Here is a 12,371-nt window from a genome sequence, read left to right on the forward strand (position 1 = left end):
GGGGGGGGACCGCCGATGACACGAGCCGATCGGCGGACGCCGCTGTCCGCCCGCCTGGGGGTGGGGGTGCTCGTCTCGGTGCTGGCCACCCTGCTCGTGGCCGGCGGATCGATCGTGGCGGCGGCCGCCGTCGGCACATGGCCGATCGGTGCGACCGCATCGGTCGCCGCGCCGAGCCCGTCGCCGACGGACCCCGTGTCGCCGCGCCGTACGTCGTCACCGGCCCCGAGCCCGACGCCGACCGCGACCCCGACGCCGACCGCGACCCCGACACCCGCCTCGCCCGCCGCCGAGGCCTGCAGCGGCGACACCGTGCTGACGGTGTGGGCGCACCCGGACGACGACATCATCTTCGCCAACCCGACGATCTCGGACGCGCTCGCGGCCGGGCAGTGCGTGCGCAGCCTCTTCGTCACGGCGGGAGATGCCGGCCGCGGGATCGGCTACGCGCGGGAGCGCGAGCAGGGGATCCTGAACGCGTACGACCACATGCGCGGCTCAGCGGGGGCCTGGGACTCGACGCTCGTGACCCTCGACGCGGGGCTGCGGGTGGAACGTCGGACTCCGGAGGGCGATCCGCGGGTGTCGGTGCTGTTCGCTCACCTGCCGGACGGGAACATCACCGACGGCGGATTCGACGCGACGGGCCATCAGACGTTGAGCAAGCTCCTCGACGGAGGGATCGGAACGATCTCCCCCATCGACGGCGGCCCGGCGGTGGACCGACCGCATCTGTCGGCCGCGCTCGCAGAACTCGCCGCCGCGCTGCGCCCGGCCCGAACGCTCACACACGTTCCGCGGGGGAGTGCGTACGCGTCGGGCGATCATCCCGACCATTCCGTGGTCGGCACGTTGGTGCGGGACTCCATCGGTCACGACGCGGCGGCGGCCCCCGGCATCCTGTACTTCATCGGGTACCCGTCGAAGGACCTGCCCCGCACGCTGGACGGCGCGATCCTGGATGCCAAGGTGGAGACGTATCGCCTCTATGCGGAGCACGACGACGTGGTCCGCTGCGCCGACAGGGAGGCGTGCCTCAAGACCCGCAGGTTCGGTGAATGGTTGCGGAGGTCGTACCCGTTGACCGAGGCCGACCTCCGCCTCTCCTGATAGCGGAGGTGTGGACCCCGTCAGTGCTGGAAGGTGCCGTGGACGATCGCCCGACCGAGGGTGTGGAAGGCGAGCGTGAACGACACGACCGCGGGCGTCGCGGAGGCATCGAGGCCGAGGCTCGGTGCGTCGACGGCGTGGACGACGAAGAAGTACCGGTGCGGCTGATCGCCCTCGGGAGGCGCGGCGCCGAGGAAGCCGGCGTCGCCGCCGTCGTTGCGAACGTGGAACGCCCCTTCGGGCAGTCGTCCCGACGCGAATCCCGCGGGGATCTCTCTCAGATCGCCGGGGAGATCGACGAGCACCCAGTGCCAGAAGCCGCTCGGGGTCGGGGCATCCGGATCGAAGCACGTGATCGTGAAGGACTCGGTGCCGTCGGGGACGTTCGACCAGCGAAGATGCGGCGACGTGTTGCCGCGCGCGGCGACCTGCGCGTCGTCGAGCGGCTGGGCGTCGGCGACGTCGTCGCTCACGACGTCGAAGGAGGCCACCGCCGGGAGGAGCGGGTACGGATCGGGGGTCTGCGGGCGGGTGAGATCAACCATGGCTGCACGGTAGAAGGTCGAGGGGAACGCGGGGGCGGGCTTGCGCCAGGAGGTGTCCGTGAGTAGTCAGGGGCGCCGACGGGAGCCGTTCAGATCCAGGAGCGCGCGGGCGACGTCGTGGCATCCGTCGGGCGAGGGAAGACCGTAATCCGTCTCGAGGACGGTGCGCAGGTCGGCGGCGAGCTCGTCGGCATCCGGACCCTCGGCGAGGGCGGCCATGATCGGCGACAAGAGATCGTCGTACTCGTCCTCGGGCCATCCCTCGCCGATGAGGCGCACGCCGATCGGGTCCCACTCCCACAGGACGGCGCGGATGCGGCGAGCGAGCGGGGACAGCGACCGCGGCGGTGAGGACGTCTGCATGCCGCGAGTGTTGCCGTGCTCCCTAGGTGTCGGCTGGGTGGCCGCGATGAACCCGGTGCGCGCGCGACCACCTTCCCCCGACCGGCGCGTCTCCCCCCGCCTCCCGGTGGGGTGTGGCGTGGAGTGACGCGTGTCCGGGGACCCGGCGCGATAGCGTCGTCAGGTCAGGCCGAACGCGCGACGGCCCGAATGCGTCGCGTCCGGCCGGGGGGACACAGGACGGAGCTACGGTGGAGCACGACGACCTTTCCGGGGCGGAAGGGGATAACGACGACGCCATGAAGGCGGCGCGCCGCGTGCGCGTGACGCGCCGCGGGTTGATCATCGGCGGACTGGTCGCGGCCGTCGGCCTCGGCGGTGGGGCGCTCCTCGCACGGCAGCTGCGCCGCGCCGGCCCGCCGACCGGGGTATGGACGCCGCTGCGACCGATCCCCGCACCCGCGTCGCCGGCGGGGGTCTCCCCGGCGGCTGAGGCGCCGGGGATCAACGCGCGGGCGACGATCTGGGCCCACGCCGACGACGACATCATCTTCGCGAACCCGGAGCTGTCCGAGGCGATCGACTCCGGCGTCGCGGTCCGTGCCGTCTACGTCACCGCGGGCGACGCCGGGAAGGGGCTCGAGTACGCGAAGGAGCGGGAAACCGGCATCCGTGCCGCGTACGACCTCATGCGCGGCTCGTCGGCACCGTGGGAGGAGCGCACGCTCACGCTCCTCAGTGGCGCGCGTGTCACGCGATTCGTGCCCACCGACGAGCCCCGGCTCTCGATCACGGTGCTACGCCTCCCCGACGGCGGCTTGAACGCGAAGGGCTTCACCGCGACCGGCAACGCCGGGCTGACGCAGCTCATCAACGGCGAGGTATCCGAACTCACGCCCGTCGACGGCGCGCCGTCGTACGACCTTCCGCGTCTGACGGCGACGCTGGCCGAACTCCTGGGTGCCGCGCAACCCGACCGGGTGAGCACGAACGTCCCGCATGAGAGCGCGTACGCGCGCGGCGACCATCCCGACCACTCGTGCGTCGGCTCGCTGGTGCGCGCGACCGCTCCCGTCGTCGGCCTCACCCCGGAGGCGGTGTCGTACTACCTCGGCTACCCGTCCCAGGATCAGCCCGTCAACGTCACCGGTCCGGCCCTGGATGCCAAGGTCGACGTGTACCGCACGTACGCGGCCGACGACCCCGTGGTCCGCTGCGCCGATTCGGCCACGTGTCTCGCGCAGCCCGGATTCGGAGAATGGCTGCGCCGGACGTACCCGAAGACCGAACCGGAGCTGCGTCTGTCCTGACGCCGGCGCTCAGTGCTCGGGTTCGCGGGCGGGGAGCTGCACGGCGAGACGGAAGCCGCCGTCGAGCCGTACCGTGGCGTCGAGACGGCCGCCGAGGAGCTCGGCCCGCTCCCGCAGTCCGCGCAGGCCGGCCGCGCCCGAGGGCAGGGGAAGAGCGGGGGCCGTGGGCGGCCCGTTCTCGACGAGGACCTCGATCGTCGTGGTCGACGTGCGCACGCTCACCCGCACGGGAGCGCCCGGCGCATGCTTACGTGCGTTCGTCAGCCCCTCCTGGACGGTTCGGTACACGGCGCGCTGCAGCGGAGGCGCAACGTCCGTTCCGAGGTCGGTGATCAGCGCGGCGGGGAGGCCGCTGTCCGCGACCAGGCGGGGGAGATCCTGGAGAGTCGGCTGCGGCTTCTCGCCGAGCGTGGGCGCGCCGTCGGCGCGGAGGACGCCCACCATCTGTCGTAGCTCGTCCAACGTGCGGACGGCCAGCGAGCGGATCACGCCGGCGGTGCGGCGGGCGTCCGGGTCGGTCGACGAGACCTGGAGGGCGCCGGCCTGCACCGCGATCAGACTCACCTGGTGGGACACCACATCGTGCATCTCGCGCGAGAGTCTCGCGCGCTCCTGCCGGAGAACGTCCTGCTCGTCGCGGCGCCTCTCGGACTCCCGCGCCGCGGAGAGGTCTGCGATGCGGTCGCTCAGTTCGCCGCGCGTCCGGACGAGGGCGCCGAGCGCGATCGGGGTCGCGGCGTACAGCAGAGCGTAGAGGAGGGACGGCGCGAGGTAATCGAGCTCGGGCAGCTGCCAGTCCGGCAGGAGGAAGCAGACGAAGGTGACGGCCCCCGCCGCGATGAGCGGGGGAAGACGTCGTTCGCGCACCGCCACGGAGTAGAGGGCGATGGGGGCGGCGATGGTCATGGCATCCACCACCAGTCCGGGGAGGACGAGCACGAAGGCGACCCAGGGCAAGCGTCGACGCAGGAGCAGCCCCGCGACCGCGACCGCGGCGAGAGTGACCTCGAACGGCGTCCAGTCCGGTACCAGCACCATGACGTCGACGACGGCGGCGGCGGCCAGCGCGAGGTCGGTGATCACCGCGAACCACCGACGGCGGGTCAGTTCCGCCAGACCTCCGCGGGGATCGGCGCTCATCGTCGGTCGCCGCCCCGGCGGGCGCGCTCCGCGATGAGCGCCGCCTCCAGACGCGAGGAGACCGACAGCTTCGCGAGGATCGCGCTGACGTGGTCCTTCACGGTCGCACCGCTGAGGTGCAGGCGCTTGCCGATCTCGGCGTTCGACTCGCCCGTCGGCAGGTGCTCCAGCACGTCGCGCTCGCGTTCGGTGAGGAGGGCCACGCGCTCGGCCGCATCCAGGTCGGGCGCGCCGACGTATCCGTCGACGAGCGTGCGCGAGACCTGCGGGGAGAGCACGACCCCGCCGGCGGCCAGCGAGCGCACCATCGCCGCCAAATGCTCGGGCGGAGTGTCCTTCACCAGGAAGCCGGACGCACCGCCCTGCAGAGCGCGCGCGATGTGCTCGTCGGTGTCGAAGGTCGTCAGGATGCCGATGACCGGGCGATCCGGATCGTCGCGGATGTCGGCCAGGACATCAAGACCGCTGCGGCCCGGCATCCGGATGTCGAGGAGGACGACGTCCGGGCGTTCGCGCCGGATGATATCGACGGCCTCATCGCCGTCGACGGCGCCGACCACCTCGATGTCGTCGGCCGCGCCGAGGATGAGCTCGAAGCCCGAGCGGACGAGGGCTTCGTCGTCGACGATCAGGACGCGGATCACGACAGTCACCCTACGTCCCGGTCTTCCTGCGGAGATACGGAAGGGGGCACCCCGTTCCCGGAGCGCCCCCTTCGGTGATCGCGTCTCAGTCGTCGGAGACCGTGACGGTGACCTCGATGTTGCCGCGCGTGGCGTTGGAGTACGGGCAGACCTGGTGCGCCTCGTCGGCGAGCTGCTGGGCCTGGTCGTGCTCGATGCCCGGCAGGACGACCTCGAGCAGCACGGCGAGCTGGTAGCCGCCCTGGCCGTTCGGGCCGATCTGGACGCGTCCACCGACCGACGAGTCCTGCAGCTTCACCTTGTGGCCGCGGGCGACCGCGTGCAGCGCGCTGTGGAAGCATGCGGCGTAACCGGCGGCGAACAGCTGCTCGGGGTTGGTGCCGGCGCCCGAGCCGCCCATCTCCTTGGGGACGGCGACGTCGAGGTCGAGGTCGCCGGCGACGACGCGGCCGTTGCGACCTTCTCCGGTCGAGAGGGCTTCGGCGGTGTAGAGGACGTCCATGGGTGGGGTTCCTTTCTCGGGGACGAACGGATGCCGTGCGGCATGCGTGGGGGAGCGGGGCGCGGTGCGCCGGCCGGTCAGGAGGCGCGGCTGCCGCCGCCGACCGCGTCGATCACGGTCTGCGGGTGATCGCGGAGATCGCGCATCGCCACGGTCAGTTGCTGGAGTGCGCGGATCATCTCGTGGGCGCTGTCGGCGTCGGTGATGCCCGAGCCCACCGCGATGCAGCGCGGGACGTGGGCGAGCTCCTCGCGCATCGCGCGCCCACGCGGGGTGAGCGACACCGTCACGACGCGCTCGTCGTCGGCGCGACGCTCGCGGGTGACGTACCCCGCGGCCTCCATGCGCGCGAGCATCGGCGACAGCGTGCCCGAATCGAGCTGCAGCGCATCACCGAGGCCGCTCACCGTCTGGTCGCCGTCGTTCCACAGCGTCACGAGGGCGAGGTACTGGGGATACGTGAGGTCCCACGGGTCGAGGAGGACCCGGTACGCCTGCGTGGTGGTGCGGCTGGCCGCGTACAGGGCGAAGCACACGAGGGAGTCGACGGCGGGCATGCGAAAACAATTGCACACAATTTAATTGTGCACAACTCAAATCCGACGTCGCCCGCGAAGTCAACCCCTGATGTCTTCATCCCCGCTCGCCCACGATGGGAGCCATGACCCCCCGCAGCGACGCGAGCACCGTCCCTCCGTCGGGCTTCCTTCCCGACGGAGACCGCGACGTCCTCGCCATCAACGGGCACCACTTCGACCTCGGGATTGCGAGCGCGCCGGGGCTCGCCGACCTCGCCTGAGCGGCGACCGCGTCAGCCCGCGGAGCGCACGATCGTGCCGTCCGTGACCGACACCGCGACGTCGCTCGCGTCGGTGAAGGCGACCTTCCACGCCGCGTCGTCGCCGTTCTCCAGGGAGACCTCGTCGACGCTGCCGTCGCCGTCGTGCGTGGCGGCGGCCACCCGCACTGCGTCCGCGAGCGTGGTGGGCGCGGCATCCATCGTCGCCCGATCGTCGCCGTCGAGATCGCCGTCGTCCCGACGGTCGGTGACGGTGGGGCCGGCCAGGTCGACATCGACCTCGACGTCGCGGCCCGCGGCGGCGACGTGCACCTGCGCCGTGTCGCCCTCGATCTCGAGCTCGAACGCCCGGCCGCCCGCCTCCGATTCCGCGAGGACCACCGCGGCGATCACGGTCTCGTAGCCGACGCCCGCGGAGGGGCCGGCGCCGGGGGAGGAGCCGCAGCCCGCAAGGGCGAGTGAGAGCCCGAGGGCCGACAGGCCGGCGGCGAGAGAACGGAGGGATGCCATGGCGCGAGGCTAGCGACGAGGAGACGTCCTATCCGAGTCGTTGCATCGGCGTGCGCGATGTGCCACCGGGCCGGCCGCACCGCGGGTGAGGAACCGGCGTCGTGCGGGTGGGAACCGTGGACGTCCATCGCTCGCTCGCACGCAGCCGTGCGGCGGGTCGCGGGCCGAGCCGTACCGTACGTCCCATGTCCGAGCCCGTCCGTGCTGCCCCTGCGCGCTCGCGTCGGCGCCCTCGGGCGTGGCGCGACGGCGGATCGAGCGTCGGGGGGTGGGGCGCCGACCTCCTCGGCTGGTCCGTCGTCTCGCTCGGGGTGGGGATCCTCGGGGCTCGCGCCGGTGCCGTTCTGCTCCCCACAGCCGTGGCGTCGTTCGTGTGCCAGGGAGTGTTGTGGGCGGCGTTCGTGATGCCGAGCGTGTGGGCGTTCCGCCGTTCCCGACCGCGCGGGCTCCTGCGCTTCCGCGGGACCGATCTTCTGATCGGCGCGGTGTGGGGCGTCGTCCTGCGCTTCGCGCAGGGGGCGCTCGCGCGCGCGGCGGGCGAATCGGCATGGCCCGCCCCCGTCGATCTCGCCTCCTCGTCGCTCGTCACGGAGGCGATCCTCGCGACGACCATCGCCCCCGTCCTGGAGGAGACGTTCTTCCACGGGGTGCTGCTCGTGTCCCTCTATACCGTGGTGCGACGTCTCAGCGGTCGCGTGGCCGCGGCCATCGCCGCCCTCGCGGTGACGACTGTGCTCTTCGTCGCCGCCCACGGACTGGTGGCGCCGATGGGTCCCACCGACACCGCGTCGCTCGCGCTGGTCGGCGCGGCCGCGGGGGCCTGCGTGTTGGCGACGGGGCGGTTGTGGCCCGCGGTCCTGGTGCACGCGGTCTACAACCTCACCGGCATCGCCGTGGTCGTCGTGGCCTCCGTCGCGGCGTGACGAGAGCGCCACCGTTTGGCCGTGGCATCCGGATGCCGTAAGCTAACCCTTTGGTGCCCGCCTCACTGCGAGCGGGTAGCCCGAACGTGAGCCCTCCACCGGCCCAGTTACCCGGTCATCGACCGGAGAACCGACCACCGGAGCGGGATTCACGAACTCCTCCGTTCGATCAAGAAAGCAGCACTACTGTGACGCGCACTTTCACCCCCAAGGCCGCTGAGGTCACGCGCGAGTGGGTCGTTATCGACGCCACCGACGTCGTCCTCGGCCGTCTGGCCTCGCACGCGGCGGCCCTCCTCCGCGGCAAGCACAAGGCGACCTTCGCCAACCACATCGACTCGGGCGACTTCGTCATCGTGATCAACGCCGACAAGGTCGCGCTCACGGGTCAGAAGCTCCAGAAGAAGATGGCCTACCGCCACTCGGGTTACCCGGGCGGCCTCAAGGCCGTCAGCTACGAGGAACTCCTCGAGAAGAACCCCGTCCGCGCGGTCGAGAAGGCTGTTCGCGGCATGCTGCCCAAGAACAGCCTCGGTGCGGCCCAGCTCAAGAAGCTCAAGGTCTACCGCGGCGCCGAGCACCCCCACGGTGCCCAGCAGCCCACCGCGTACACCTTCGACCAGGTCGCCCAGTAAGCGCCGCCGGATAAGGACGAAACAGTGTCGAACATCGACCCCACCAACTACAGCACCGAGACGCCGGCCGAGCAGTCCGTCGTCGCGGCCGAGCGCCCCGTTCTCTCGGTCCCCGGCGCGGCCGTCGGCCGTCGCAAGCAGGCCATCGCCCGCGTGCGCCTGGTCCCCGGCTCGGGCACGATCACGGTCAACGGCCGCACGATCGAGGACTACTTCCCGAACAAGCTCCACCAGCAGCTCATCAACGACCCGTTCACGGTCCTCGAGCTCGCCGGCGCCTACGACGTGATCGCCCGCATCTCCGGCGGCGGCCCCTCGGGTCAGGCCGGCGCGCTGCGTCTCGGCATCGCTCGCGCGCTGAACGAGATCGACGTCGAGAACAACCGCCCGGGTCTGAAGAAGGCCGGCTTCCTCTCGCGCGACGCTCGCGTGAAGGAGCGCAAGAAGGCCGGTCTCAAGAAGGCCCGCAAGGCGCCTCAGTACTCCAAGCGCTGAGTTCGACGCTCCGAATGCCTCTGTTTGGCACGGACGGGGTGCGGGGGCTGGCCAACGGCCTCCTCACCGCCGAACTTGCGCTGCACCTGGCCCAGGCGACCGCGGTCGTCCTGGGCCAGGGCCGTTCGGCGGAGGCGCGGAAGGCCGAAGGCCGCCGTCTCACCGCCGTCATCGCGCGCGACCCGCGGGTCTCGGGGGAGTTCCTCGCGGCCGCGGTCGCCGCGGGCCTCGCCTCCTCCGGCGTCGACGTGCTCGACGCGGGTGTCATCCCGACGCCGGCCACGGCGTTCCTGATCGCCGACCGTGACGCCGACTTCGGCGTGATGGTCTCGGCGTCGCACAACCCCGCCCCCGACAACGGGATCAAGATCTTCGCCCGCGGCGGCACCAAGCTGCCCGACATCGTCGAGGAGCGCATCGAGCGCGCCCTCGAGTGGGATCGGCTGCAGCCGACGGGCGCCGGTGTGGGCCGCATCCGCCGCTTCGCCGACGCCGAGGACCGCTACGTCGTGCACCTTCTCGGCTCGTTGCCGCACCGGCTCGACGGCATCCACGTCGTGCTCGACTGCGCGAACGGCGCGGCCGCCGGTGTCTCGCCCGAGACGTTCCGCGACGCGGGCGCGCAGGTGACCGTGATCGGCGCCGATCCCGACGGTTTGAACATCAATGACGGTGTCGGTTCGACGCACCTCGACGTCCTCTCCGAGGCCGTCGTCCGCCTCGGCGCCGACGTGGGCATCGCGCACGACGGCGACGCCGACCGCTGCCTCGCGGTGGACGCGCAGGGGAACGTCGTCGACGGCGACCAGATCATGGCGATCCTCGCTGTGGCGATGAAGGAACGCGGCGCTCTCGCGCACGACACCCTCGTCGCGACGGTGATGAGCAACCTCGGGCTGCACCGCGCGATGGCGGCGCACGGCATCCAGGTGAAGCAGACGGCCGTCGGCGACCGTTACGTCCTCGAGGCGATGAACGAGGGCGGGTACTCGCTCGGCGGCGAGCAGTCCGGCCACGTGATCATGAGCGACTTCGCGACGACCGGCGACGGGCTCCTCACCGGGCTGCATATCGTCGCCGAGATGGCGCGGCAGAAGAAGACGATGGCCGAGCTGGCCGCGATCATGACGGTGTACCCGCAGGTGCTCGTCAACGTCCGCGGCGTGGATCGCGACGGTGTGTCCGACGACGTCGTGCAGGAGGCCGTCCGCGCCGCGGAGGCCGAGCTCGGCGATTCGGGCCGTGTGCTGCTGCGCGCGTCCGGCACCGAACCGCTCGTGCGCGTGATGGTGGAGGCCGCGTCCGAGGACGTCGCACGCGCCCACGCCGATCGCCTCGCCGAGGTCGTCCGCGAACGTCTGTCCCTCTGACGCACGAGTCGCCAGGATTTGTCGCCTGCGCGGGTTCCGAGGCGACAAATCCTGGCGACTCACGCGCCCCCGAGAGTCAGTACTCCAGCGACTCGATGTAGCGCAGGAGCACGCCCTCGCGCAGCGCCCACGGCGAGACCTCGAGTTCGTCGACGTCCATCGCCTTCATCGCACGCTCCACGACGATCGCGGCGGCGACGATCTGGAACGTGCGGTCCGCGGTGATGCCGGGCAGCGCCTCGCGGGCGTCCGCGGGAATCCGGGCGAGTCGCGGGATCCAGTCCTTCAGCTCCCGGCGCGGCAGCACCATCCGGTCGATCCCCGACCACCCGGGCACCGGGTATCCGGCGAGCTTCGCCAGCGAGCGGATCGCCTTCGACGACCCGATCACGTGGTCGGGCCGGGGGAGGGCGGCGAATCGCTCGGCGACGGGGGCGAGGACGGATGCCGCGTGCTGACGCAGCGCGTCGATCTCGTCCTCGCTGGGCGGGTCGTGGGGGAGGAACTGCACCGTCGAGCGGCCCGCGCCCAGCGGCACGGACTCGGCGAGCTCGGGCAGGTCGTCGGCGCCGCCCGCGATCTCGAGCGACCCGCCGCCGATGTCGAACAGCAGGATCTGGCCGGCCGACCAGCCGAACCAGCGCCGCACGGCGAGGAACGTGAGGCGCGCCTCGGTCTCGCCGCCGAGCACCTGGAGGGGCTGACCCAGCACCTCCTCGATGCGGGCGATGACCTCCTCGCCGTTGGTCGCCTCGCGGACCGCGGACGTCGCGGTCGCGAGCAGTTCATCGACGCCCTCGGCGCGGGCCGTCTCGCAGGCCTGCGTCACGGCATCCACGAGGCCCGCGACGCCCTCGGCGGAGATCGAGCCGTCCGGCTCCAGGTACCGCATGAGGCGCAGGACCGACCGGTGCGACGTCGTCGCGGTGGGCCGCCCACCGGCGCGCGCATTCGCGACCAGCAGGTGGACGGTGTTGGAACCGATGTCGAGTACCCCGAGTCGCACGCTCCGAGCGTATCGGGAGGCCGCGGGTAGCATGGGCGGGTGTCCGCTGCCGAGACCGCTGCTCCCGCGCCGTCGCTGAGCCCCTACCGTCAGATCGATCGCGCCGACTGGGCCCGCATGGCCGGCGGCATCGAGCAGCCGCTCACCGAGACCGAGGTCGTGCAGCTGCGTGGCATCGGCGACCGGCTCGACCTCCGCGAGGTCGCCGAGGTCTACCTCCCGCTCAGCCGTCTGCTGAGCCTCTACGCCCGTGCCACGCGACGGCTCGGCGCGGACACGAGCGCGTTCCTGGGCGAACCGGATGCCACGACCCCCTTCGTCATCGGAGTCGCCGGTTCCGTCGCGGTGGGGAAGTCCACGATCGCGCGTCTGCTGCGCGAGCTGATGAGCCGCTGGCCGGACACCCCGCGCGTCGAACTCGTGACCACGGACGGCTTCCTCTATCCCAACGCCGAACTCGAGCGTCGCGGCCTCATGGACCGCAAGGGCTTCCCCGAGTCCTACGACCGCCGCGCACTCGTGGAGTTCCTCAGCGAAGTGAAGTCCGGTGCGGAAGAGGTGCGTGCGCCGTTCTACTCGCACGTGCAGTACGACATCATGCCCGACGCCCACGTCACCGTGCACCGGCCCGACGTCGTGATCGTCGAGGGGCTCAACGTGCTGCAGCCGCCGCCCACGCCGAACGACGTCGCGGTGAGCGACCTGTTCGACTTCTCCATCTACGTGGATGCCGATGCGGCCCACATCGAGCGCTGGTACGTCGACCGCTTCCTGGCGTTGCGCGACAACGCCTTCACGAACCCCTCCTCCTTCTTCCGGGTGTTCGCCGACATCAGCGACGAGGAGGCGGTGTCGCGCGCCCTCGGGTTCTGGCGCGAGATCAACCTGCCGAACCTCGAGGAGAACGTGCTGCCGACGCGGCACCGGGCCAAGCTCGTGTTGCAGAAAGGTGCCGACCACACCGTCGAGTCGGTGTTGCTGCGCAAGCTGTAGGCACCCCGGCCCACGGGGGTTCCCCCAGCAACGGCCCCGTAGACTCG

General features: G+C 71.5%; 16 protein-coding genes. 8 read left to right on the forward strand and 8 right to left on the reverse strand.

What is annotated here, in order from left to right:
- The first annotated feature begins 15 nt into the window (after positions 1–15).
- A complete protein-coding gene (locus AVW09_RS02110; protein ID WP_156495930.1) occupies positions 16–1,110 on the forward strand; it encodes a PIG-L family deacetylase in 1,095 nt (364 codons plus the stop codon).
- 20 nt (positions 1,111–1,130) lie between these two features.
- Here AVW09_RS02110 and AVW09_RS02115 read toward each other — a convergent pair whose 3' ends face one another.
- Entirely contained in the window at positions 1,131–1,655 is a 525-nt protein-coding gene (locus tag AVW09_RS02115) for a YbhB/YbcL family Raf kinase inhibitor-like protein (protein ID WP_063256451.1), read from the reverse strand.
- 66 nt (positions 1,656–1,721) lie between these two features.
- Positions 1,722–2,018, reverse strand: coding sequence for a hypothetical protein (locus AVW09_RS02120; RefSeq protein ID WP_063256452.1), 297 nt, complete (start codon positions 2,016–2,018; stop codon positions 1,722–1,724).
- 278 nt (positions 2,019–2,296) lie between these two features.
- On the opposite strand from AVW09_RS02120, the gene AVW09_RS02125 reads away from it, so the two are divergent.
- Positions 2,297–3,307 (forward strand): PIG-L domain-containing protein, encoded by a 1,011-nt coding sequence (locus tag AVW09_RS02125; RefSeq protein ID WP_063256453.1) that lies wholly within the window; start codon positions 2,297–2,299, stop codon positions 3,305–3,307.
- A gap of 9 nt (positions 3,308–3,316) precedes the next feature.
- Here the strand turns inward: AVW09_RS02125 and AVW09_RS02130 are convergent, their stop codons facing one another.
- The 4 genes from AVW09_RS02130 to AVW09_RS02145 form a co-directional block, all read right to left on the reverse strand.
- Positions 3,317–4,447, reverse strand: coding sequence for a sensor histidine kinase (locus AVW09_RS02130; RefSeq protein WP_063256454.1), 1,131 nt, complete (start codon positions 4,445–4,447; stop codon positions 3,317–3,319).
- Complete coding sequence (locus tag AVW09_RS02135) at positions 4,444–5,091, reverse strand: response regulator (protein ID WP_063256455.1); 648 nt, start codon at positions 5,089–5,091, stop codon at positions 4,444–4,446. The genes AVW09_RS02130 and AVW09_RS02135 overlap by 4 nt, the downstream gene beginning before the upstream one ends.
- Before the next feature lie 85 nt (positions 5,092–5,176).
- Complete coding sequence (locus tag AVW09_RS02140; protein ID WP_063256456.1) at positions 5,177–5,593, reverse strand: organic hydroperoxide resistance protein; 417 nt, start codon at positions 5,591–5,593, stop codon at positions 5,177–5,179.
- Between the two features lie 77 nt (positions 5,594–5,670).
- Positions 5,671–6,150, reverse strand: coding sequence for a MarR family winged helix-turn-helix transcriptional regulator (locus AVW09_RS02145; protein WP_063256457.1), 480 nt, complete (start codon positions 6,148–6,150; stop codon positions 5,671–5,673).
- Positions 6,151–6,254: 104 nt separating this feature from the next.
- Here AVW09_RS02145 and AVW09_RS17505 point away from each other — a divergent pair, with 104 nt between their 5' ends.
- Positions 6,255–6,392 (forward strand): hypothetical protein, encoded by a 138-nt coding sequence (locus AVW09_RS17505; protein WP_156495931.1) that lies wholly within the window; start codon positions 6,255–6,257, stop codon positions 6,390–6,392.
- A gap of 12 nt (positions 6,393–6,404) precedes the next feature.
- Here AVW09_RS17505 and AVW09_RS02150 read toward each other — a convergent pair whose 3' ends face one another.
- Positions 6,405–6,902, reverse strand: coding sequence for a hypothetical protein (locus tag AVW09_RS02150; protein WP_063256458.1), 498 nt, complete (start codon positions 6,900–6,902; stop codon positions 6,405–6,407).
- Between the two features lie 185 nt (positions 6,903–7,087).
- Between AVW09_RS02150 and AVW09_RS02155 the strand changes: the two genes are divergently transcribed.
- The 4 genes from AVW09_RS02155 to glmM all read left to right on the forward strand — a co-directional run bounded on the left by AVW09_RS02155 (position 7,088) and on the right by glmM (position 10,325).
- A complete protein-coding gene (locus AVW09_RS02155; protein WP_063256459.1) occupies positions 7,088–7,825 on the forward strand; it encodes a CPBP family intramembrane glutamic endopeptidase in 738 nt (245 codons plus the stop codon).
- Positions 7,826–8,013: 188 nt separating this feature from the next.
- Complete coding sequence (gene rplM, locus AVW09_RS02160) at positions 8,014–8,460, forward strand: 50S ribosomal protein L13 (RefSeq protein WP_022877308.1); 447 nt, start codon at positions 8,014–8,016, stop codon at positions 8,458–8,460.
- 24 nt (positions 8,461–8,484) lie between these two features.
- Positions 8,485–8,955 carry a 30S ribosomal protein S9 gene (gene rpsI / locus AVW09_RS02165; RefSeq protein WP_022877309.1) on the forward strand — a complete coding sequence of 157 codons (471 nt, stop codon included), beginning with the start codon at positions 8,485–8,487 and terminating at the stop codon, positions 8,953–8,955.
- Positions 8,956–8,969: 14 nt separating this feature from the next.
- On the forward strand, positions 8,970–10,325 hold the full coding sequence (gene glmM / locus AVW09_RS02170) for a phosphoglucosamine mutase (RefSeq protein WP_063256460.1): 1,356 nt from the start codon (positions 8,970–8,972) through the stop codon (positions 10,323–10,325).
- A 76-nt stretch (positions 10,326–10,401) separates the two neighbouring features.
- On the opposite strand, the gene AVW09_RS02175 is transcribed toward glmM, so the two are convergent.
- Positions 10,402–11,331: a Ppx/GppA phosphatase family protein gene (locus tag AVW09_RS02175; protein ID WP_063256461.1), complete on the reverse strand. Its 930-nt coding sequence runs from the start codon at positions 11,329–11,331 to the stop codon at positions 10,402–10,404.
- 39 nt (positions 11,332–11,370) lie between these two features.
- Here AVW09_RS02175 and coaA point away from each other — a divergent pair, with 39 nt between their 5' ends.
- Positions 11,371–12,324: a type I pantothenate kinase gene (gene coaA / locus AVW09_RS02180; protein ID WP_063256462.1), complete on the forward strand. Its 954-nt coding sequence runs from the start codon at positions 11,371–11,373 to the stop codon at positions 12,322–12,324.
- Positions 12,325–12,371: the final 47 nt, after the last annotated feature.

This window comes from Microbacterium sp. T32, from assembly GCF_001619615.1.
Taxonomy (GTDB): domain Bacteria; phylum Actinomycetota; class Actinomycetes; order Actinomycetales; family Microbacteriaceae; genus Microbacterium.

Bases quoted from the DNA above. Each gene is read 5' to 3' on its own strand.
- AVW09_RS02150 (WP_063256458.1), bottom strand. From the start codon at position 6,902: ATGGCATCCCTCCGTTCTCTCGCCGCCGGCCTGTCGGCCCTCGGGCTC.
- AVW09_RS02155 (WP_063256459.1), top strand. From the start codon at position 7,088: ATGTCCGAGCCCGTCCGTGCTGCCCCTGCGCGCTCGCGTCGGCGCCCT.
- AVW09_RS02125 (WP_063256453.1), top strand. From the start codon at position 2,297: ATGAAGGCGGCGCGCCGCGTGCGCGTGACGCGCCGCGGGTTGATCATC.
- AVW09_RS17505 (WP_156495931.1), top strand. From the start codon at position 6,255: ATGACCCCCCGCAGCGACGCGAGCACCGTCCCTCCGTCGGGCTTCCTT.
- AVW09_RS02140 (WP_063256456.1), bottom strand. From the start codon at position 5,593: ATGGACGTCCTCTACACCGCCGAAGCCCTCTCGACCGGAGAAGGTCGC.
- AVW09_RS02115 (WP_063256451.1), bottom strand. From the start codon at position 1,655: ATGGTTGATCTCACCCGCCCGCAGACCCCCGATCCGTACCCGCTCCTC.
- AVW09_RS02120 (WP_063256452.1), bottom strand. From the start codon at position 2,018: ATGCAGACGTCCTCACCGCCGCGGTCGCTGTCCCCGCTCGCTCGCCGC.
- AVW09_RS02130 (WP_063256454.1), bottom strand. From the start codon at position 4,447: ATGAGCGCCGATCCCCGCGGAGGTCTGGCGGAACTGACCCGCCGTCGG.
- AVW09_RS02110 (WP_156495930.1), top strand. From the start codon at position 16: ATGACACGAGCCGATCGGCGGACGCCGCTGTCCGCCCGCCTGGGGGTG.
- glmM (WP_063256460.1), top strand. From the start codon at position 8,970: ATGCCTCTGTTTGGCACGGACGGGGTGCGGGGGCTGGCCAACGGCCTC.
- AVW09_RS02145 (WP_063256457.1), bottom strand. From the start codon at position 6,150: ATGCCCGCCGTCGACTCCCTCGTGTGCTTCGCCCTGTACGCGGCCAGC.